This window comes from Pantoea sp. BJFS-204, from assembly GCF_049310725.1.
In the GTDB taxonomy this organism is placed as follows: domain Bacteria; phylum Pseudomonadota; class Gammaproteobacteria; order Enterobacterales; family Enterobacteriaceae; genus Pantoea; species Pantoea agglomerans.
The window spans coordinates 320,526-341,862 of record NZ_JBMOWE010000003.1 but is presented as its reverse complement, the minus strand read 5'-3'; the positions used below and the strand labels follow the sequence as shown (position 1 = coordinate 341,862).

The 21,337-nt window shown below is 57.0% G+C and carries 16 protein-coding genes; 8 read left to right on the top strand and 8 right to left on the bottom strand.

Going from position 1 to position 21,337, the window contains the following annotated elements; genetic code table 11:
* Nucleotides 1–158: 158 nt before the first annotated feature.
* Together exuR and ACO6VX_RS12635 are read right to left on the bottom strand one after the other, a co-directional pair.
* Nucleotides 159–935, bottom strand: a complete 777-nt coding sequence (exuR, locus tag ACO6VX_RS12640) for a transcriptional regulator ExuR (RefSeq protein WP_022623920.1) — start codon at nucleotides 933–935, stop codon at nucleotides 159–161.
* An 86-nt stretch (nucleotides 936–1,021) separates the two neighbouring features.
* A complete protein-coding gene (locus ACO6VX_RS12635; RefSeq protein WP_422458164.1) occupies nucleotides 1,022–2,326 on the bottom strand; it encodes an MFS transporter in 1,305 nt (434 codons plus the stop codon).
* Nucleotides 2,327–2,725: 399 nt separating this feature from the next.
* Here ACO6VX_RS12635 and uxaC point away from each other — a divergent pair, with 399 nt between their 5' ends.
* Genes uxaC through ACO6VX_RS12620 form a run of 3 tightly spaced genes read left to right on the top strand, consistent with a single transcriptional unit; the run spans nucleotide 2,726 to nucleotide 7,087 of the window.
* The gene (gene uxaC / locus ACO6VX_RS12630; RefSeq protein ID WP_422458163.1) at nucleotides 2,726–4,141 is read left to right on the top strand and encodes a glucuronate isomerase; all 1,416 of its coding nucleotides are present in this window, start codon (nucleotides 2,726–2,728) and stop codon (nucleotides 4,139–4,141) included.
* Nucleotides 4,142–4,143: 2 nt separating this feature from the next.
* Nucleotides 4,144–5,592 carry a tagaturonate reductase gene (locus ACO6VX_RS12625; RefSeq protein ID WP_422458162.1) on the top strand — a complete coding sequence of 483 codons (1,449 nt, stop codon included), beginning with the start codon at nucleotides 4,144–4,146 and terminating at the stop codon, nucleotides 5,590–5,592.
* 4 nt (nucleotides 5,593–5,596) lie between these two features.
* Entirely contained in the window at nucleotides 5,597–7,087 is a 1,491-nt protein-coding gene (locus ACO6VX_RS12620; RefSeq protein ID WP_033769824.1) for a UxaA family hydrolase, read from the top strand.
* Nucleotides 7,088–7,283: 196 nt separating this feature from the next.
* Here ACO6VX_RS12620 and sstT read toward each other — a convergent pair whose 3' ends face one another.
* From sstT to ACO6VX_RS12605, 3 genes are all read right to left on the bottom strand, one after another.
* Entirely contained in the window at nucleotides 7,284–8,516 is a 1,233-nt protein-coding gene (gene sstT / locus ACO6VX_RS12615; RefSeq protein WP_346445915.1) for a serine/threonine transporter SstT, read from the bottom strand.
* Nucleotides 8,517–8,751: 235 nt separating this feature from the next.
* Entirely contained in the window at nucleotides 8,752–9,720 is a 969-nt protein-coding gene (locus ACO6VX_RS12610) for a TerC family protein (RefSeq protein WP_010699777.1), read from the bottom strand.
* Nucleotides 9,721–9,977: 257 nt separating this feature from the next.
* Nucleotides 9,978–10,964: a Gfo/Idh/MocA family protein gene (locus ACO6VX_RS12605; RefSeq protein ID WP_182500818.1), complete on the bottom strand. Its 987-nt coding sequence runs from the start codon at nucleotides 10,962–10,964 to the stop codon at nucleotides 9,978–9,980.
* 146 nt (nucleotides 10,965–11,110) lie between these two features.
* Here ACO6VX_RS12605 and ACO6VX_RS12600 point away from each other — a divergent pair, with 146 nt between their 5' ends.
* Nucleotides 11,111–12,799, top strand: coding sequence for a chloride channel protein (locus tag ACO6VX_RS12600; protein WP_122889570.1), 1,689 nt, complete (start codon nucleotides 11,111–11,113; stop codon nucleotides 12,797–12,799).
* Here ACO6VX_RS12600 and ACO6VX_RS12595 read toward each other — a convergent pair.
* On the bottom strand, nucleotides 12,796–13,299 hold the full coding sequence (locus ACO6VX_RS12595; protein WP_010256568.1) for a M48 family metallopeptidase: 504 nt from the start codon (nucleotides 13,297–13,299) through the stop codon (nucleotides 12,796–12,798). The two genes, ACO6VX_RS12600 and ACO6VX_RS12595, sit on opposite strands and share 4 nt — an antisense overlap.
* Nucleotides 13,300–13,382: 83 nt before the next feature.
* On the opposite strand from ACO6VX_RS12595, the gene rlmG reads away from it, so the two are divergent.
* The gene (gene rlmG, locus ACO6VX_RS12590) at nucleotides 13,383–14,501 is read left to right on the top strand and encodes a 23S rRNA (guanine(1835)-N(2))-methyltransferase RlmG (protein ID WP_422458161.1); all 1,119 of its coding nucleotides are present in this window, start codon (nucleotides 13,383–13,385) and stop codon (nucleotides 14,499–14,501) included.
* Here the strand turns inward: rlmG and ACO6VX_RS12585 are convergent, their stop codons facing one another.
* Nucleotides 14,502–16,520 (bottom strand): FAD-dependent oxidoreductase, encoded by a 2,019-nt coding sequence (locus tag ACO6VX_RS12585; RefSeq protein WP_422458160.1) that lies wholly within the window; start codon nucleotides 16,518–16,520, stop codon nucleotides 14,502–14,504. It abuts the gene before it with no gap.
* A gap of 267 nt (nucleotides 16,521–16,787) precedes the next feature.
* A complete protein-coding gene (locus ACO6VX_RS12580) occupies nucleotides 16,788–17,495 on the bottom strand; it encodes a polyphenol oxidase family protein (protein WP_158131372.1) in 708 nt (235 codons plus the stop codon).
* A 106-nt stretch (nucleotides 17,496–17,601) separates the two neighbouring features.
* Here ACO6VX_RS12580 and ACO6VX_RS12575 point away from each other — a divergent pair, with 106 nt between their 5' ends.
* The 3 genes from ACO6VX_RS12575 (at nucleotide 17,602) to ACO6VX_RS12565 (ending at nucleotide 21,099) form a co-directional block, all read left to right on the top strand.
* Nucleotides 17,602–18,411: a 5'-nucleotidase, lipoprotein e(P4) family gene (locus ACO6VX_RS12575; protein WP_010699771.1), complete on the top strand. Its 810-nt coding sequence runs from the start codon at nucleotides 17,602–17,604 to the stop codon at nucleotides 18,409–18,411.
* 580 nt (nucleotides 18,412–18,991) lie between these two features.
* Nucleotides 18,992–19,627, top strand: a complete 636-nt coding sequence (locus tag ACO6VX_RS12570; protein ID WP_029519418.1) for a carbonic anhydrase — start codon at nucleotides 18,992–18,994, stop codon at nucleotides 19,625–19,627.
* On the top strand, nucleotides 19,624–21,099 hold the full coding sequence (locus ACO6VX_RS12565; RefSeq protein ID WP_052271971.1) for a SulP family inorganic anion transporter: 1,476 nt from the start codon (nucleotides 19,624–19,626) through the stop codon (nucleotides 21,097–21,099). The genes ACO6VX_RS12570 and ACO6VX_RS12565 overlap by 4 nt, the downstream gene beginning before the upstream one ends.
* Nucleotides 21,100–21,337 lie beyond the last annotated feature (238 nt).

The following is a 21,337-nucleotide window of genomic DNA, read 5'->3' as shown; positions in this document are numbered from 1 at the left end:
AAAAGGGCGATAACTGTAACAAAAATCGCCTGGCTGAGACAGGAAAACTCTCTGGCGAACAGGAGTTTTACCTTGTGAAACGGCGTGTAAAAAGGAGCTTTACATGACCTGACACTATTGCAGATTAACTGACCATCTCAGGGCATTTTCAGGCACTTTTAGCGGGCGTTATTGGACCCATCAGGCAGGATGACCGGATTCTCACCAAACATGTATCGATCCACGTTAAATTCAAAATCATCCGCCGTCGCGTTAAACAGCATCTGTTTAGTATTTTCCAGATGTTGCCACATCGCCAGTTTGCTGGCGGCGGGATCTTTGCGCATCAGAGCTTTAAGAATCTGATCGTGGTCGTCGCACCAGCTGAGAATGCTGCGCTGGTCGATGTGTTCGTGAAGTTTGAGCCAGTAGGGATTGTGCAGGCGATGCAGCCACATTTTTTCAACGATGGCGGCTAAGGCACTGTTCTGGGTGGATTGCGCGATACGTACATGAAACTGCATATCCCACTCGGAGTCGCGGAAGTGATCCTCCTGGCGGGCTTTTTCCTGAATCGCCATCAGGTCGATAATGTCCTGACGCGTTACCTGCGTCGCAGCGAACTCGGCAACATTACTCTCAATCAGCTGACGAGCCTGAAGCAGTTCGAAGGGGCCAAACGTGGCGAACTCCAGCTGACTGCTGGTGGAAGCGATGCGGTTCTGCTGCTGGCTGGCAATGACGTGGATGCCCGAGCCTTTGCGGACCTCAACATAGCCTTCAACTTCCAGCATGATGATCGCTTCACGTACGACGGTGCGGCTCACTTCCATCTCTTCGGCAATCAGGCGCTCAGCAGGCAGTTTGTCACCCACCGGATAGATTCCGGTTTCAATGCGGCTTTTCAGCTCGCTGGCCAGCTGTTGATAAAGTCGACGGGATTCAGTGAAGTCCATAGCACAATCCTGGTAGCAGACAGATAAGTTGTTATACCACTTCAGGAGGTGCGAGGAAATGGGCTGGCTTGCGCCAGCCCGGCAGATTAACTGCGAACGGCGCTGGCCTGCGGAATAATGGCTTCGGCATTCAGCTCTGAAATGGGTTTATTTTTCAGAACCGTCCAGATAACGACGGCACCCAGCAGATCAAACACCGCCAGCGCGGCAAACAGTGGGCTGAAGCCCAGCGTATCGGCCAGTGCACCGACCACCAGCGCAAACATGGTGCTGGCGGTCCAGGCTGCCATGCCGGTCAGGCCGTTAGCCGTAGCAACTTCATTGCGGCCGAAAACGTCTGAGGAGAGGGTGATCAGCGCGCCAGAGAGGGCCTGATGCGCAAACCCGCCGATGCACAGCAGACCAATGGCGACGTAGGGGCTGGTGAACAGGCCGATGGTGCCCGGCGCAATCATTAACACCGCACCCATCGTCACGACCATCTTGCGGGAGACGATCAGGTTAACGCCGAACCAGCGCTGAAACAGCGGCGGCAGATAGCCACCGAGGATGCAGCCGAAGTCCGCGAACAGCATCGGCATCCAGGCGAACATCGCAATCTCTTTCAGATTGAAGCCGTATACCTTAAACATAAACAGCGGAATCCAGGCGTTGAACGTTCCCCAGGCCGGTTCTGCCAGAAAGCGCGGCAGGGCAATACCCCAGAACTGGCGGTTACGGATAATCTCCAGTGCTGACATTTTGCGGGTGTTGCCGGTCTGATGCTGCGCTTCCTGGCCGGAGATAATATAGTCGCGCTCTTCATCGCTCAGCTTCTTCTGCTGTTTCGGGTGCTTGTAAAACACCAGCCAGCTGAGTGCCCAGGCCATGCTCAGCACACCGGTCATGATAAATGCCATCTGCCAGCTGTGCGCCACAATCGCCCAGACCACCAGCGGCGGAGCCAGCATCGCACCGATAGACGAACCCACGTTAAAGTAGCCCACGGCGACCGAACGCTCTTTAGCCGGGAACCATTCGCTGCTCGCTTTCAGTCCGGCCGGGATCATCGCCGCTTCAGCCGCACCGACTGCGCCACGTGCCAGCGCCAGTCCGCCCCAGCTGCCCGCCATCGCGGTAGCGGCACAGAAAATCGCCCACATAATAGCAAACACCGCGTAGCCGACTTTGGTGCCGAGCAGATCCAGTACATAACCTGCCACCGGTTGCATCAGCGTGTAGCAGGCTGAATAGGCCGCAATTATGTAGGAGTACTGCTGCGTGGTGATATGCAGCTCTGACATTAATGTCGGGGCCGCCACGGCAATGGTGTTACGGGTCAGATACCCTAACACCGTACCGAGCGTCACCAGTCCAATCATGTACCAGCGTAACCCTTTGATCTTACGCATCCTCTACCTCTTCCAGTTCTGTATGCGGTCTTGCCGCTGTTGTTATCTGGAGCGGGACAGCACGTGATGCAGCTCTGCTCACGCCCGCAGGTTCTGTATGAGCAACCCTGTTATGACCTTGCCATTTGTGAGTCGCTAACGACCTCACGATGGGGCGAGAGCCTAACTTGTTATACAACTTTAAAAGTTGAGAGCCATCACAAAAACCCTTTCTGCACTGTGGGATACTGGAAACCTGCGTAATGACAGCCATTTAGCGCGATACGGGCGACAAAAACGTCCATAACGGCAGCCAGCTACCGCCGTTTATGTGAGCAGGATCGCAAATAAATCCGTAACGGACTAAAATTGGTATGATAACTTTGGGCCATCAGTGGTTCAGTCGATGAGGAAGCATGTATGTCACGTTTCATGACCGAAGATTTTTTGCTGGATACCGAATTCGCCCGTCGTCTCTATCACGACTATGCAAAGGATCAGCCGATTTTCGACTATCACTGCCACTTGCCGCCGCAGCAGATTGCCGAAAATTATCGCTTCGCCAACCTTTATGACATCTGGCTGAAGGGCGATCACTATAAGTGGCGGGCCATGCGCGCCAACGGTGTGGCTGAGGCGTTCTGTACCGGTAACGCCAGCGATCGTGAAAAATTTGACGCCTGGGCGCGCACCGTACCGCACACCATCGGCAACCCGCTCTATCACTGGACCCACCTGGAGTTACGCCGGCCTTTCGGTATTACCGATACGCTGCTTTCTGAGAAAACGGCTGACAGCATCTGGCATCGCTGCAATGAACTGCTGGCGCAGGATAGCTTTACCACGCGCGGCATCATGCAGCAGATGAAGGTGAAGATGGTGGGCACTACCGACGATCCGCTGGATGACCTGCGCCATCACCGCGCGCTGGCAGACGATGCCAGTTTCAGCGTTAAAGTGCTGCCGAGCTGGCGTCCGGACAAAGCGTTTAATATCGAAGCGGAAACCTTCCTGCCGTGGATCGAGACGCTGGAGCAGCTGACGGACATCAGCGTGCAGCGTTTTGACGATCTGCGCAGCGCACTGCATCAGCGGCTGGATCACTTCGCGGCGCACGGCTGTAAAGTCTCCGATCACGCGCTGGATGTGGTCTGCTACGCCGAGGCGGATGACGCCACGCTGGATGCGATTCTGGCGCGTCGTCGCAGCGGTGCCGCGCCCAACCCGCAGGAAACGGCACAGTTTAAAACGGCGGTATTGGTCTGGCTGGGCAGCGAATATGCCCGCCGTGGCTGGGTGCAGCAGTATCACATTGGCGCACTGCGCAACACCAATCCGCGCCAGTTCCAGCTGCTGGGGCCTGATGTCGGCTTCGATTCGATCAACGACCAGCCGCTGGCCGAACCGCTGGCACGCCTGCTGGGCGCGCAGAATCTTAATAATGCGCTGCCTAAAACCATTCTCTACTGCCTGAACCCGCGCGACAACGAAGTGCTGGCTACCATGGCGGGCAACTTCCAGGGCGAAGGTCAGGCGGGCAAGATGCAGTTTGGTTCAGCCTGGTGGTTCAACGATCAGCTGGATGGTATGCAGCGTCAGATGACGCAGCTGGCGCAGATTGGTCTGCTGAGCCGTTTCGTCGGCATGCTGACCGACAGCCGCAGTTTCCTCTCCTACACCCGCCACGAATATTTCCGCCGGCTACTGTGCCAGATGATAGGCCGCTGGGTGGAACAGGGTGAAGCGCCAGCCGATGAAGCGCTGTTAGGTCAGATGGTACAGAACATCTGCTTCAACAATGCCCGCGATTACTTCGGCATCGAGCTGGGAGCCTGATAATGAAAAGGCTAAACCGTCACGACTTTCCGGGCGCCGTCTATCGCGACCGGGTGATCCAGTTCGGCGAAGGCAACTTCCTGCGCGCCTTTATTGACTGGCAGATCGACTGGCTGAATGAACATCAGGGCACCGATGCCGGGATCGTGGTGGTGCGGCCGCGCAACCGTGAAGTCAGCGACAGCCTGAATCAGCAGGATGGTCTCTATACCACGCTGATCCGCGGGCTGAACGATCAGGGCGAGCAGGTCAGCGAAACCCGGCTGATCCGCAGCCTCAACCGTGAAATCCAGCCCTGGCAGCAGTTCGGCGAATTTATGGCGCTGGCCCGTAATCCTGATCTGCGCATGGTCTTCTCCAATACCACCGAAGCGGGCATCGCCTTTGTCGGCACGGATCAGCTCACCGATCAGCCCGCCAGCAGTTTCCCCGGCAAACTGACGCAGCTGCTGTGGGCGCGCTATTCCTTCTTCAACGGCGCCAGCGACCGGGGCTGGCTGGTGGTGCCGTGCGAGCTGATTGACCATAACGGCGACACGCTGCGCGATCTGGTGCTGCGCTACGCCGATCAGTGGCATCTGCCCTCCGAATTTAAAACCTGGGTTCATCAGCACTGCGCGTTCTATAACACCCTGGTCGACCGCATCGTCACCGGCTTCCCGGCGGAAAGCGAGCAGCTACAACGCGAGCTGGGTTATGAAGATCGCTATCTGGTGGCGGGCGAAGTCTACTATCAGTTTGTGATTCAGGGGCCGTCGGCGCTGTTTAATGAACTGAAGCTGGCGGCGCTGTCGCCGCAGGTTCGGCATGTGGATGACATTGCGCCCTATAAAGCGCAGAAAGTGGCCATTCTCAATGGCGCACACACTGCGATGGTACCGGTCGCGTTTCTGGCCGGTATTGAGAGTGTGGGAGAGGCGATGGCCGATCCGACTATCGCCGGATTTGTGGATAGCCTGCTGCGTCACGAAGTGATCCCGACGCTGGATCTGCCTGCCGATGAACTGCACGCGTTTGCCGATGCGGTACAGCGTCGTTTCCGCAATCCGTTTATTCGCCACGCGCTGCTGTCGATTGCCCTTAATGGCATGACCAAATTCCGCACCCGTCTGCTGACCCCACTCCTTGCCGCGCATCAGCAAACCGGCGAGTGGCCGACACACATCACCTTTGCGCTGGCCGCGCTGATCGCTTTTTATCGCGGCGAGTCAGCCGGCAAAAGCTGGCCATTGCAGGACGAGCCGCAGTGGTTACAGCGCTACGCCGACGCCTGGAAAGCACTTGATGCGGATCAGCTGTCACCGCAACAGCTGGTGAACGGCGTACTCAGCGACGCGCAACACTGGGGTGAAGATTTAACCCGTCAGCCCGGACTGGCTGCGGCTGTCACCCAACACCTGCAAAATATCATCGCCCACGGAATGCGTGAGGCGCTGAACCAACTGAGATAACGCTATGCAAGACGCAATCAAAATTGATCCCCGCGACAATGTCGCCGTGGCGTTACGTGATTTAGACGCGGGTGCCACGATAGAGCTGCCGCCACTGAGTGTGGCGGTGCAACAGGCGGTCGGACGCGGGCATAAATTTGCCCTGCAGCCTATCGCGCAGGATGAGCTGGTGATCAAATATGGGCTGCCGATTGCCCATGCCACGCAGCCTGTGGCCGCCGGTGAGTTAATCCATTCGCAGAACGCCCGCACCAATCTCAGCGATCTGGATCAGTATGCGTATCAGCCCGAGTTTGTGACGCTACCGCCGCAGCCGGGTGACCGTGAGGTGCAGATCTACCGTCGTGCTAACGGCGAGGTCGGCATCCGCAATGAGCTGTGGATCCTGCCGACCGTTGGCTGCGTCAACGGCATTGCGCGTCAGATCCTGCAGCGTTTCCTGAAAGAGACGCAGGAGGCAGAAGATATCGATGGTGCATTCCTGTTCAGCCATACCTTCGGTTGTTCGCAGCTGGGGCAGGATCACGAAAACACCCGCACCATGCTGCAAAATATGGTGCGCCATCCTAATGCTGGCGCGGTGCTGGTGATTGGTCTCGGCTGCGAAAACAATCAGGTTGATGCCTTCCGTGACACCCTCGGCGCGTTTGAAAGCGACCGGGTCGAGTTTATGGTGTGCCAGCAGCATGACGATGAGGTGGAAGCCGGGCTGGAGCGGCTGCACGCATTGTATGAAAAAATGCGTCACGACCAGCGCGAGCCGGGCAAACTCAGCGAGCTGAAGTTTGGTCTGGAGTGCGGCGGTTCAGATGGTTTGTCTGGCATCACCGCCAATCCGTTGCTGGGACGTTTCTCGGACCAGATGATCGCCAATGGCGGCACGACCGTACTGACCGAAGTGCCGGAAATGTTTGGCGCAGAGCGGATTCTGATGAGTCGCTGTCGCGACGAGGAGACCTTCAGCAAAACGGTGGCGATGATCAACGATTTCAAACAGTATTTTATCGATCACCAGCAGCCGATCTACGAAAACCCGTCACCAGGCAACAAAGCGGGCGGTATCACCACGCTGGAGGAGAAGTCGCTGGGCTGTACTCAGAAAGCGGGGCAGAGCCAGGTGGTCGATGTGCTGAAGTATGGCGAACGGTTAAAAACGCCGGGGCTGAATCTGCTGAGTGCGCCGGGCAATGATGCGGTCGCCACCAGTGCGCTGGCAGGTGCCGGTTGTCACATGGTGCTGTTCAGTACCGGACGCGGCACGCCTTATGGCGGTTTTGTGCCGACGGTGAAGCTGGCCACCAACACGCCGCTGGCGGAGAAGAAACCGCACTGGATCGACTTTAATGCCGGACGGTTGATCGAGGGGATGAGTATGGACGCGATGCTGGAAGACTTTGTCGACAGCATTGTGGCGATTGCCAGCGGTCAGCCGACCAACAACGAGAAGAACGATTTCCGCGAGCTGGCGATTTTCAAAAGCGGTGTGACGCTATAGTTTGTCAGGCAAACAATGGCGATCCTGATGTTGTTATTACCGTCGGTTAATCCTGTGCCCTTCGTGGGTGGCAGAGTCCGATCGCAAAGTCGCTTAAAGCATCCCTGCTCGCTCGGCCCGCGCCTTCCCTGGCGCGGGACGCTTTGCTTTTCGGACTCTGCCACCCACTCTTTGAGCTTTTGAGCTATCTGAAAGGTTAAGCCCGGCTGGTTTCGCGCTCCGCTTCTGCCTGACAGACGGCGGCGGTAAACAGAATATCGGTTGAAGAGTTCAGCGCGGTTTCCGCCGAATCCTGCAGGACGCCGATAATAAAGCCGACCGCCACCACCTGCATTGCCAGATCATTCGGAATGCCGAACATGTTACAGGCCACCGGGATCAGCAGCAGCGAACCGCCCGCCACGCCAGATGCACCACAGGCACAGAGTGATGCCACCAGACTCAGCAGAATCGCCGTCGGCACATCAATGCTGATCCCCAGCGTATGCACCGCCGCCAGCGTCAGCACGGTAATGGTAATCGATGCCCCCGCCATACTGATAGTTGCACCCAGCGGAATCGACACCGAATAGGTATCCTCATCCAGATCCAGACGTTTCGCCAGCGCCATATTTACCGGAATGTTGGCGGCAGAACTGCGGGTAAAGAAGGCGGTCACGCCGCTTTCGCGCAGGCAGGTGAAGACCAGTGGATAGGGGTTGCGACGGATTTTATAGAACACCAGCAGCGGGTTCACCACCAGCGCCATCAGCAGCATACAGCCGATCAGTAACGTCAGCAGATGGGCATATTGCCACAGCGCGCCAAAGCCGGTAGACGCGAGGATCGAGGCCACCAGACCGAAAATACCAATCGGCGCGCAGCGAATCACGCAGCGTACCAGCCACGTCACCGCATGAGAGGCATCATTGAGAAAGGCGCGGGTAGTGTCACTGCTGTGACGGAACGCCAGCCCGAGACCAATTGCCCACACCAGAATGCCGATGTAGTTGGCGTTCATCAGGGCCGTGATTGGATTCGACACCATGCTCATCAGCAGTCCACGTAGCACTTCGGTAATGCCGGAAGGCGGAACGATTTCCGTGGTGCCCACCGCCAGCGTCAGCGTCTGCGGGATCAGATGGCTGAAGACCACCGCGACCACCGCCGCGAAAAAGGTGCTCAGCAGATAAAGCATAATAATCGGCCGGATATTGCTCTTCTGGCCCTGCTGGTGGTTGGCAATCGAGGCGATCACCAGCATCAGTACCAGCAATGGCGCGACTGCTTTCAGCGCACTGACAAACAGTTCACCCAGCAGACCGACCGCGATAGCGGCATCGTGTGAAATCCAGGCGAGCGCCACACCGGCGATCAGCCCAATCATGATTTGCTTCACCAGGCTTCCGGCGAGCAGCGTGCCCAGACGTGCGGAGAGAGTTTTCTGCATAATATTTTCTATATTTTGTCGCGGATGTAGTTTCAGACGCGATGTTTTGCATCGGCTAAAACGGTTTGCCCGGCGGAGTATAAGGAAAAGATCGGACGAGAAAAGAGAAAGTTCTGTCACTGTGGAGCAGGTCAGATTTTTATTATGCTGGATAGTGGAAGTGTGACAGAGGGATGAAATGGCGTGACAGGCTGCCACAAAATAAAACAGGGGCATCGGCTGCCCCTGCAGGTAATTATGGTGCGAGCTTTTTCTGGTCTCTTTTGCGGTTAACCCAGGCATTAATCAGCAGGGTTGATGCCAGAATGGCACCGACCACACCCAGCGAGATACCGACCGGGATATGGTAGAGGTCGACAATCAGCATCTTAAAGCCGATGAACACCAGCACAATCGCCAGGCCATATTTCAGCATCGAGAACCGTTCCGCCACGTTTGCCAGCAGGAAGTACATGGCACGCAAACCCAGGATAGCGAACAGGTTTGAGGTCAGTACGATAAACGGGTCAGTGGTCACGGCGAAGATCGCCGGGATACTGTCTACCGCAAAGATCACGTCGCTGATTTCTACCATGATCAGCACCAGCAGCAGTGGCGTCGCAAACAGCACGCCGTTTTTGCGGGTGAAGAACTTCTCGCCGTCGAGATCATCAGTCATGCGCAGATGCTTACGCAGCCAGCGCACCACAGGTTTTTCGCCCACCGCGCTGTCATCCTCTTTCGCCAGCGCCATTTTCACACCGGTGAACAGCAGGAAGGCACCGAACACATAGAGGATCCAGCTGAACTGCGTGACCAGCCAGCTACCGGCGAAGATCATGATGGTACGCAGCACGATAGCGCCTAATACCCCATAGATCAGCACCCGGCGCTGCAGATTGGCCGGAATAGAGAAGTAACTGAACAGCATCAGCCAGACGAAGACGTTATCCACCGCCAGCGCTTTTTCCAGCACGTAACCGGTCAGGAAGGCGAGCGTCTGCGTGTTAGCGACTTCACGTCCCGCGCTGCCCTCCAGATACCACCAGAAGGCGGCGCTGAACAGCAGTGAGACTGAAACCCAGATCAGCGACCAGACGGCCGCCTGTTTGAAAGACATGGTCTGCGCGCCACGGCGTCCCTGCAACAGCAGGTCGATAGCCAGCATGATAAGCACCACAACCGCAAAGCTGCCCCACAGTAAAGGCGTACCCACAGTTTGCATATTCGTATCCTGTCCGAAAAATAAAAAAAAACGGCTGAAGTCAGAAGACGTCAGCCGCTTATTTTTGTGTAAGCAAACCTCGCCTTCCGGCAAGGTCTCACTTACAACACAGAAATTGATTCCGGGTTGCCTGATGACCGGATGCTTTCGCATCGTAATGACGATCAATCAGCTTACAAGTTACTCCCCTTTGCAGGAGGGTAAGTTACGGTTTAGCCGCACAGGAAGCAACACCTCTCAGACATATTTAGAAATATTTACACAGCAGCCTGGTCGGCCGGGAAGATTACGCCGGTCTGGCGGCGTATCTCAGTCAGCAGCGACGCAGTAATCCGCGAAACCTCAAGCGAAGGGTGGTCCACCTGACGCTGCTCAACCAGCCGGGCAAAAGCGGCGGCCTCATACAGCATGGTGTTGATATGCTGCGGCTGGCTCAGCGTCTGCTTTTCCGCGCCCCGCGGCACAAAAGTCAGCTGCTGGCACTCCGATAACTTCTCTATCACCAGCGCGCCCGCTTCACCCTGAATCTCGCTGGGCAGGCTGGAATCACTCACCTTCGAATGCAGGATCGTCACATCGAAATCAGCGTAACTCAGCACCACCACGCCGTGCGCGTCCACGCCGCTTGCAAGCAAAGTCGCGCTGGCCTGCACACGATCTGGCTCGCCCCACAGCGTCACCGCCGAGGCCAGACAGTAATAACCGATATCCATAATTGAGCCATTCGACCAGCGCGGATCAAAGGTATTGGGGTTCTCACCGTTGAGATAGCGTGGGTAGCGTGAGGAGTACTGGCAGTAATTCAGCAGCGCTTTTCGCAGTTTCCCCACGTCAGGCAGTGCCTGCTGCAGCCGCAGGAAATTAGGCAGGCTGGCAGTTTTAAACGCCTCAAACAGCACCACCTGATGCTCACGGGCGCAGGCGATCATCTGTTCCACTTCTGCCAGATTAGAGGCCAGCGGTTTTTCGCAAATCACATGCTTGCCGTGCGACATAAACAGCAGCGCCTGCTGGCAGTGCAGGGCGTTGGGGCTGGCAAGATAGACTGCATCGATCTCCGGGCTGGCGGCCAGCGCTTCCAGTGAGGTAAAGGTCTGTTTGCAGGGATAATCGGCGATAAAGGCCTCAGCCTGCTGCTGACTGCGTGAATAGACCGCACAGAGCTTCATCGCTCCGGTTTCATGAGCGGCATCAATAAACTGGCGTGTAATCCAGTTTGTTCCCACAATGGCAAAACGAATCACGTCATCTCTCCGGCAGCTGTAAAGCGGCAGAGTAACATCTCACCCACGCTGTGCAATGGTGCTGGGCGGGCAGGGATTGATCCTGCGATCCGCATTCCAATAATATGCGGAAGCGATGATGTTTATGTACCAACCAGGGAGCGCAGGTGAAAGCAAGTAAGCACGCATTAAACTGGACCACACTTCTGATCGCCATTCCGGTCGGGTGTGCGGCGTCGCTGGTGACGCTGGCTTTCCGCGGCGTGATTGAACTGATCAACCATCTGCTGTTTGCCCGCAGTGGCGAAATAACCGAATCCCTGCATCTCTGGCCGTGGATCTTCTGGCCGCTGCTGGTGGGGGCGGGCGGCGTACTGGCGGGCTATTTTCTGCGTTATGCCGTTGCCATCGAGCAGCAGCAGACGGTGAAAACGGATTACCTTGAAGTGATCAACGCCCGGCTGGATGCGGTGCCGACCCGGACCTCACTGTTCCGCGCCTTATCGTCGATTGCCAGTATCGGCAGCGGCGCCTCGATAGGTAAAGAGGGGCCGATGGTGCAGCTCTCGGCACTGTGCGGCAGTGCGATTGGTCGCCTGTTACCGGCCTCACTTAACCTGAAAAACAGTGACGTGGTGGCGATGGCCGCGGCGGCGGGCCTCGCGTCGGTTTACCATGCGCCACTGGCGTCGGCGATTTTTGTGGCGGAAATCGCCTTCGGCATTTCTGCGTTGCAGCGGCTGATTCCCCTGATCATCGCTGCCGCCACGGCGGTGATGACCATGTGGACGCTAGGTTTTCGCAGCGCGCTCTATCCGCTGGCAGACGCGAACTTCGCTATGGATCTCAGCAGCCTGCTGATGACGGTGGTGATTGGTCTGTGCGCCGGTCTGGCGGGCTGGATCGTGATTAAATGCATCGCCCGCAGCAAAGTGCTGTTCAGCCGGGTCGCCTCCCTGCCGCTGCGCCTCGGAGCGGGCGGCTTTGCGGTCGGCTTACTGGCGCTGATCTCCACTGATATCCTCGGCAACGGCTACGAGGTGATCGTCAAAGTGATGGCAGGGCACTACCTGCTGCCGGGTCTGCTGCTGTTGCTGGTGCTGAAAACCCTCGCTACCAGCCTGTCGGTAGGGTCGAACGCCGTCGGCGGACTCTTTACCCCTTCGCTGCTGATTGGCGCGCTGCTGGGGGTGATCATCGCGACGATGGGGGCGGCGTTGCATCTGCCGCTCGGCAATGTGCTGCTCTATGCCGCGATTGGTATGGCGGCGGTGCTGGCGGCGGTCAGTCAGGCGCCGTTGATGGCGATGCTGATGGTGCTGGAGATGACGCTCAACAGCAGCCTGCTGTTTCCGCTGATGATCGCCACGGTGCTGGCGTCGATGGTGGTCTATCGCCTGCAATCCGCCAGTACTTATCCGGTTGTGAGTCATCACTTCAGCCGTTCAGAAGCGAAATATGATTTCGATAACATGCGCATTGCCGAGCTGATTATTGCGGGTGCGGCGTTGCAGCCGGAGGAGTCGGTGGGGCAGGCGCTGGCGGTAAGCTCCCTGAAGCGTGAACGCTATGTTTATGTGATCAACGCCGCGGGCGCTTTCCTCGGCGTGGTCTCGATTCATGAAATTTCGCGCCGGGTGCTGGCCCAGGAGATCACCCTCGACTCACCGGTGCAGTGCGTGATGGATCAGGATTTCCCGGTGGTGTATCAGAATCAGAGTATGCGTGAGGGATGGGAAGCCTTTGCGGCGGTGACGCTGGAGCGGTTGCCGGTGCTCAACAATCCGCAGGAACGGCGCTTTCTGGGCGCGCTGACCAAAACCAGCCTGATTCAGAAAGCGCAGGAGTTTCTTTAAGCCGCGTTGCCGCGCATCGCCTGGTCCGTCATCCACAGTCGCGCATCAAATTCGAGCTGGTGATAATCCGGCTCCATATGGCAGCAGAGCTGGTAGAACGCCTTATCGTGATCTTTCTCTTTAAGGTGTGCCAGCTCATGCACCACGATCATCCGCAGAAACGGCTCTGGCGCGAGGCGGAAAAAGGTCGAGATACGGATTTCCGCTTTCGCCTTAAGCTTACCGCCCTGAATCCGCGAGATGGCAGTGTGCAGCCCGAGTGCATGCTTCATCACCTTAATCTTGTTATCCCACATCACTTTGCTGATCGGCGGCGCATTGCGCATATAGCGATTTTTCAACGCCTGCGTGTAGTCATACAGCGCTTTATCACTCATCACGTCGTGGGTGTCGGGATAACGTTCCTGCAGGAACGCACCTAAGCGCTGATGGGCGATCAACGACTGAACCTGCTCAAGAAGGGGGGCAGGATAACCCTGAAGGTAGATCAGTGAGGACATTAGGGATTCCAGGCGAAAGACAGTATACTGCGCCCCCGATTTTGGGGCGAAAATCAACCAAAGTGTACCACGCCGGAGAATTCATGAGCCAACTTGAACTGAACGATCGCACACTGATCCTGCATCGCTTCCCGCAGATGCGTGACGAAAGTCCATTACAAGCCTGGGATGCGGCTGATGAATATCTGTTACAGCAGGCGCTGCCAGAGGGGCCGGTGCTGGTCTTCAACGACAGTTTCGGGGCCTTAACCTGCGCCCTGAATTCGCGTACCGTCTGGCACATCAGCGACTCCTGGCTGAGCCAGCAGGCCGCCCGTCAGAACCTGACCTTTAATGGGCTGGATGACAGCGACGTTCACTTTGTTGATAGCCTGGCTGAACTGCCTGCTTCACCTGCGGCTGTGCTGATCAAGGTGCCTAAAACCCTGGCGCTGCTGGAGCACCAGCTGCGCGCCATTCGCGAAGTCGTCACGCCTGATACGGTGATTCTGGCGGCGGCGCGCGCCAAAGAGATCCATAACTCTACGCTGCAGCTGTTCGAACAGATCATTGGTGAAACCAAAACCTCACTGGCGTGGAAAAAAGCGCGTCTGATCTACAGCCAGTTCAGCAAGCCTGAACTGCGTGAGGCCACGCCGACGCTGGTCTGGCCGCTGGATGGTACCCCTTATCAGATTCACAACTACGCCAACGTCTTCTCGCGCGCTTCGCTGGATATCGGCGCACGGCTCTTTGTGCAGCATCTGCCGGAAAACATTGAGGGCGAGATTGTCGATCTCGGCTGTGGTAACGGCGTGGTGGGACTGGTGGCGCTGGAGCAGAACCCGCAGGCCGAGGTGCATTTCCTTGATGAGTCTTACATGGCGGTCGCTTCCAGCAAGCTTAACGTGGAAGTGAACCGTCCTGAGGATCTGTCACGCAGTCAGTTCCTGGTGAACAACGTGCTGAGCGGCTATCCGTCAGATCGGCTGCAAGCGGTGCTGTGCAACCCGCCGTTCCATCAGCAGCACGCGGTGACCGATCACCTGGCATGGCAGATGTTCCGCGATGCCAAACGCTGCCTTCAGTATGGCGGCGAGTTGCGTATTGTCGGCAACCGCCACCTCGATTATCACCACAAGCTGAAGAAGCTGTTTGGTAACTGTACGCTGATCGCCTCTAACCAGAAGTTTGTGGTGCTACGCGCGGTGAAAATGCGCTAGTCAGACGGTTAATGCCAGCTGCGTCGCCTGCGCAATCGCACGGCGCGCATCCAGCTCCTGCGCCACATCTGCACCGCCGATGACTGTCACCCTCTGTCCTTTTGCACGCAGCGCGGCTTCCAGTTCGCGCTGCGGCTCCTGTCCGGCACAGATAATCACATTCTCGACCTCCAGCAATAGCGTTTCGCCGTTGCGCCGCAGATGCAGGCCGCTGTCATCAATCGCCAGATACTCAACGCCGCCCCACATCTCAACGCCCTGCGCCTGCAGACTGGCGCGATGGATCCAGCCGGTGGTTTTTGCCAGCCCGGCACCCGGTTTTCCCGATCGGCGTTGCAGCAGCCAGATTTGCCGTAACGCAGCAGGCGGCTCGGGTTTCATCACGCCGCCACGCTGCGTCAGGCTGTGGTCGATGCCCCATTCGGCATAAAACGCCGCCAGATCTTCGTCATGGGATGGCTGTGACAGATACTCCGCCACATCAAAGCCAATACCGCCTGCGCCGATAATCGCCACCCGTTTCCCCACCGGGCGCTTATCGCGCAGCACCTCCAGATAGCTCAGCACGCTGGGGTGGTCGATGCCCGGAATATCGGGCGTACGCGGCTGAATGCCGGTCGCCAGCACCACTTCATCGGCGTCACTCAGCTGATCCGCCGTCACCCGCCAGCCCGTCTGAACCGTCACGCCTGCGGCTGCCAGCTCATGCCGGAAATAGCGCAGCGTTTCGCTGAACTCCGATTTGCCAGGGATCAGCCGGGCAATATTGAACTGGCCGCCTATCTCCGGCGCGGCCTCATAGAGTGTTACCTGATGACCGCGCTGGGCCGCCTGCAGCGCAAACGCCATTCCGGCCGGACCGGCACCCACTACGGCCAGCCTGCGCGGGGCGGTGCTGGCGATGACCGGCATCAGCGACTCATGGCAGGCGCGCGGATTGACCAGGCAGGAGGTGATTTTACCGGCGAACACCTGATCGAGGCAGGCCTGATTACAGGCAATGCAGGTGTTGATGCTGTCCGGTTCACCGCGCTGTGCTTTAGTGACAAAGGCGGGATCGGCGAGAAAAGGGCGCGCCATCGACACCATATCGGCGCAGCCGGACTGCAACAGCTGCTCGGCAACAGCGGGATGGTTGATGCGATTGGTAGCGATGACCGGCACCTTCACCTGTTCACGCAGGCGCTGCGTCACCCACGCAAAGGCCGCACGCGGCACGCAGGTGGCGATGGTCGGGATGCGCGCCTCATGCCAGCCAATACCGGTATTAAACAGCGTGACGCCGCACTGCTCCAGTTCGCCCGCCAGCAACAGCGTCTCCTCCAGCGTGCTGCCCTCTTCGATCAGGTCGAGCATCGACAACCGGAAGATGATGATAAAGGCGTCACCGGTCGCGGCGCGAACGGCGCGGGTAATCGCCAGCGCGAACTGCATCCGCTGCCGGAAGTCGCCGCCCCAGCGGTCGGTGCGCTGATTGGTGTGCTTCACCAGAAACTGATTAATCAGGTAGCCTTCGGAACCCATGATCTCCACGCCATCGTAGCCCGCCTGCTGTGCCAGTCGGGCGCAGCGGGCAAAGTCCTCAATGGTCTGTTCAATCGCCGCCTCGCTCATCGCCTGTGGCGTAAACGGATTAATCGGCGCCTGGCGTGCTGAGGGCGCAACCAGATCGGGCTGATAGCTGTAACGACCGGTATGCAGGATCTGCAGGGCGATTTTGCCCTGATGCTGATGTACTGCCTCCGTGATCTGCCGGTGCCAGTCACATTGCGTCTCGTCGGTGAGCATCGCGCCATGCGCGGTGGTGACACCCTGGGCATTGGGGGCGATGCCGCCGGTGACGATCAGCGCGACACCTTCACGCGCCCGCTCGCCATAGAAAGCCGCCAGCCGGGCTGCACCATCCGGGTGCTCTTCCAGTCCGGTGTGCATTGACCCCATCAGAAAGCGGTTTTTCAGTCGGGTAAAGCCAAGGTCCAGCGGCGTAAACAGCGCAGGATAGTCAGGATTGACGGACATGATAGTCACTCACGGTAAAGTGGTCGGATGAGTTCACTCTAGCCACTTCTGCGTTAAAAAAAAGTGAAAGAATGTCAGGGTGTGAGTGAAATCATAAACAACGGCAGGGGAGTGAGGTGAGTAACAAAGAGTGGGCGGAGCTAGCCCGTGCCTTGCGCAAAGAAGTTAAGACCGCCATCCGTGGCCCGCGTAGCTTTGCGACAGGCGTCAGCGCCCGTCGCTGTTCAGGTTCCGCTACATGCTGTCAGCGCGGTGCCAGAAAACCCATTAACGTCGACGGATCCACGAATAGCGGGAGTGATAGCCGCTGCCGTGGTGGGTATTGAAGCGGTAGCTTGAACCGCTTTCGGCCATGCAGTAGGTGCAGACATTGACGTTATCGATCTGCGCAGCTGGCACACCCGCGTTTATCAGCAACTGCGTTGCCAGCGCAGGCAGATCGAACCAGACACCCTGCTGGCGGGCAGCGGCCTGTGGACGTTGCGCCAGAGGATTAACCGGCTGGTTCTGGTGCCAGCGCAGCCCGCTGGCCAATGCCGGGTTCTGCGCAATCTCCGCCAGCTGCGGTTCTGCCAGTTCATAACAGCAGGGGCCCATCGCCGGACCGATCGCCACCATCAGGTTCTGCGGCTCACAGCGCTGCTCGCACAGTTTTTCAACCGCGCGGGTCAGCACACCCGCCAGCGTACCTTTGAGTCCGGCATGAACCGCGGCCACGATCCGCTGCTGGCGATCGGCGAACAGCACTGGCAGGCAGTCGGCGGTGTAGACCGCCACCGGGCGCGTCCCGCTGCTAATCACGCCGTCAGACTCGCAGCTTTTGGGTGGGATGTTCTCGATATCGGTGACCACGGTCGCGCTGTGGCGCTGATGTCCATAGGCTGCATCAGCGGGTGGGGGCTCACCGGCTGGCTGAAACGCATATTCGAGCCACTCCAGCGAATCGAGCAATGGCGAGCGCGGGATCACGGCCATAGGAATCTCCTGTTATAACAGCGTGCGTTGGGCTGCCCACAGCTTACGTTAACTGCTACATTTTTGAAGCTTCTCCTCAGACCTTTCTCACCTTAAGGATGAAATGATGAAAACCTCCGCAAAACTGGCTGCATCCGGACTGGTCGCGCTGCTGCTTACCGGCTGCGCCTCGTCGACACATCAGACCGCGCAACAGCAACTCGGCCAGCAATCGGTGCTGGCGGTAAACTGGTTCCAGCAGTCTGGTGAATATCAGGCGCTGACCTGGCAGGCATTTAATACCGCGCGTATGGCGTTTGATCAGGCCCCCTCGCTGACTGGCAAACCCAAAGCGGTGATTGTCGATCTGGATGAGACGATGCTGGATAACAGCGCCTACAGCGCGTGGCAGGCGAAGAACGGCCAGCCGTTCAGCAGCAAAACCTGGTCAGCCTGGACACAGGCGCGGCAGGCGAAAGCGGTGCCGGGCGCGATAGAGTTTGCGCGTCATGTCACACAGAATGGCGGCACGCTGTTCTATGTGTCGAACCGCGATCAGAAAGATTACGCGGCCACGGTCGCTAACATGCAGCAGCTTGGCTTCCCCAACGTCAGCGATAAAACGGTACGTCTGAATACTGACAGCTCCAATAAGCAGGCGCGTTTCGATGCCATTAAAAATGCCGGCTATAACGTGGTGCTCTACGTTGGCGATAACCTCAACGATTTTGGTGGCGCGACCTGGCATCAGGGTAATCAGACGCGTCGTGATTTTGTGAATCTTAACCATCAGCAGTTTGGAACGCAGTTCATCGTGCTGCCGAATCCGCTCTACGGCGACTGGGAGAGCGGAATGGCGGAAAACTACAATAAACTGACGCCCGAACAGCAGCTGTCTGTGCGGGAATCGCGCCTGCAAAGCTGGAACGGTAAATAATTCGTCAAGAAAAAGAGCCTGACCGTGTCAGGCTCTGTTAAAACATGGTCCTGATTTACTTTCTCCCGTCACTATTTTGCTGCAAATTAAATTAATTATCTCTTGCTTCATTCTTATCTAAAATCAGGCATATCTGACTGGCTATCAGCAATTAAGCCGGTTGATCGTGCTAATGGTTAATTTTTTAATTAAGAGTATTCCTGGTAAAAAGCAGGCCGGTTGGTATGGCAGTGAATATCCCCTTGGTTAATGATTGTATTTTTTTGTCAGCAATAACTTTAGTTTATTATCTTTTATATTTTAATCTATTGAAATTATTGAACTTAAAATGATTTCCGCTAATTATTTCACTTCTCTGCTGCTTAATTAAATTTACTCACCCCTGACTCTTACTGACGCCAGATTGACAAATAGCATGATGTTAAAGTGCTGTGAAATATTGCTCGTGCATTGGTAATGGTTAGCGGCTATAACCTTTTTCTGTGACTCAGTTCTTATTTACCTGGCGGCTCACGCTTTATTTGTGAGCCGATACACTTTGTGGTTAGCCAGGATGCGACATCCCGGTAGTAGAGAGAAGATGATTGTGACGACACTTAAACCCTTATTAGCGAAAAATCGCAGTTGGGCATTACAGCGCCGCCAGCGTAATCCAGACTACTTTAAAAAATTCCTTCATCAGCAAAAGCCGCACTCACTCTGGATAGGTTGTTCTGATAGTCGCGTTCCGGCAGAAGTCTTAACTGGCTCCCATCCTGGCGAACTCTTTGTGCATCGTAATATCGCCAACATGGTGATTGAAGACGATGACAATTTACTGAGCGTGCTGCAATACGCGCTCTTCTTTCTCGGTGTAAAACGCATTGTATTAAGCGGCCACTATGGCTGCGGTGGGGTGGAAGCCGCGCAGAATCTGCCGGGCAGCGTGCTGGACGGGCAGGAGAGCGCGCTGGCGAGACGCATTCAGACGTTGCGTCATGACATTCAGCATGGCCTGGCGGAAAGCCCCCCTTCAGACGCGGAGCCGGGTGAACAGCTCGATCGGCTGGTTGAGGCCAACGTTAAGGCGCAATTCGCCAGACTGGTGAAATCTGAACCGGTCCGGCAAATCTGGCAATCGGGCCAGGAACTGGAGGTGTTTGGTTGTGTGTATGACCTGCGCTCCGGCCATCTTAAAGAGCTGATTCATCAATCTGCAGAGGAACCTTCATTATGAACCTCGATACCCTGCGTCGCGACATTCCTGCGGGTCTGGTGGTGTTTCTGGTCGCCTTACCGCTCTGTCTTGGCATCGCACAGGCCAGCGGATTACCGCCGTTTGCCGGTCTGCTGACTGGTGTGATTGGCGGCCTGGTGGTCACATCACTGAGTCCGTCCCGGTTTGCCGTCAGCGGCCCGGCGGCAGGCCTGGTCACCATCGTCGTTGCCTCAATGGCGTCTCTGGGCAGTTTTTCCGCCTTTCTCACCGCGCTGATTATCGCCGGAGCACTGCAATGTCTGTTTGGCCTGCTGCGTGCCGGACGGTTTATTTCGCTGGTGCCGGGCAGCGTCATCAAAGGGATGCTGGCGGCGATCGGTTTGCTGCTGATCATGCAGCAGATCCCGGTGGCGCTGGGAGCCGCGGGCGATGCGGAGCTGGTTTCACTGGTGACCGGTGAGATGACCTTCTCGCTGCCTGCGGTAGCGGTAGCGGGTGTCGGCCTGGCCATTTTATGTCTCTGGACTACCGCACCGGTGAAGCGGATCAAAGCGCTGGCCTGGATCCCTGGGCCGCTGATTGCCGTGCTGATAGGCTGCCTTGCTACCGTCTTGGGTGGACGGCTGTTCCCGGAGATGACCAGCGGTCTGGCGCGTATTTCGTTGCCCGCTTTTGACAGCATTTCCGCGCTGGTAGCAGAGCTGGAAACGCCCGACTGGATGGCCTGGCAGAATCCGCAGGTCTGGGTTGTTGCGGTAACCTTAGCCCTGGTCGCCAGTCTGGAAACGCTGCTGAGTCAGGAGGCGCTGAAAAAACTGCGTCCTCAGACGCCCGCGCCATCGCCTAACAAAGAGATGTTCGCGCAGGGCATCGGTAACCTGGCAGCCGGTTTTCTTGGCGCGATGCCGATAACGGCGGTGATCGTGCGCAGTTCGGTTAACGTCAGTGCGGGCGCGCAGACCAAACTGTCGATCTTCATTCACGGTGTGCTGCTGCTGATTTGCGGTATGTGGTTCAGTGAGATGCTGAACGCCATTCCGCTGGCCAGCCTCGCTGCCGTGCTGCTCTATACCGGCTACAAGCTGGCGACACCCAAACTGTTTATTGAGCAGTTCCGGATGGGCGCCCAGCAGTACGTGCCGTTTCTGGCCACCATCGTCGGTATTATCACGCTGGGCATGCTGGTCGGGATTGGTATCGGCATCGCCACGCAGATCCTCTATAGCATCTATAAGAGCCATCGCAACGCGCTGCAGCTCACCCGCTATGACGACCACTACGTGCTGCGCTTTCAGCAGAACCTGACCTTTATGCACAATCCAAAGCTGCAGGGATTGCTGGATGAGATCCCGGAGAACAGCGTAGTCATCGTCGATAACGACAATGCGGAATATATCGATCCCGACGTCAAAGCGGTGCTGAAAGATTTTGGCGATAATGCCGACAAACGCGGCATTCGCCTGAGTCAGTGGCCGGTTGCCGTAAAATAGCGTTTAGCGCAACGGTAAAGTCGTCAGAACAGCAAAAATCGGATATCTCGGATATCCGATTTTTTTATTTGCGATGCATAATAGAGCCCCAGTTTTTGCTGTCATCTGATGGGTTTAGCCTCAAAACGGTAACTTTTCTGAGTTAGCCCATGAAACGAGGTTTTATCGCCGGATGACATTGAGGAGATTCAGGATTTAATCATTCTGACACCACGCGCCTGTCCAGGCTGGCGTGGAC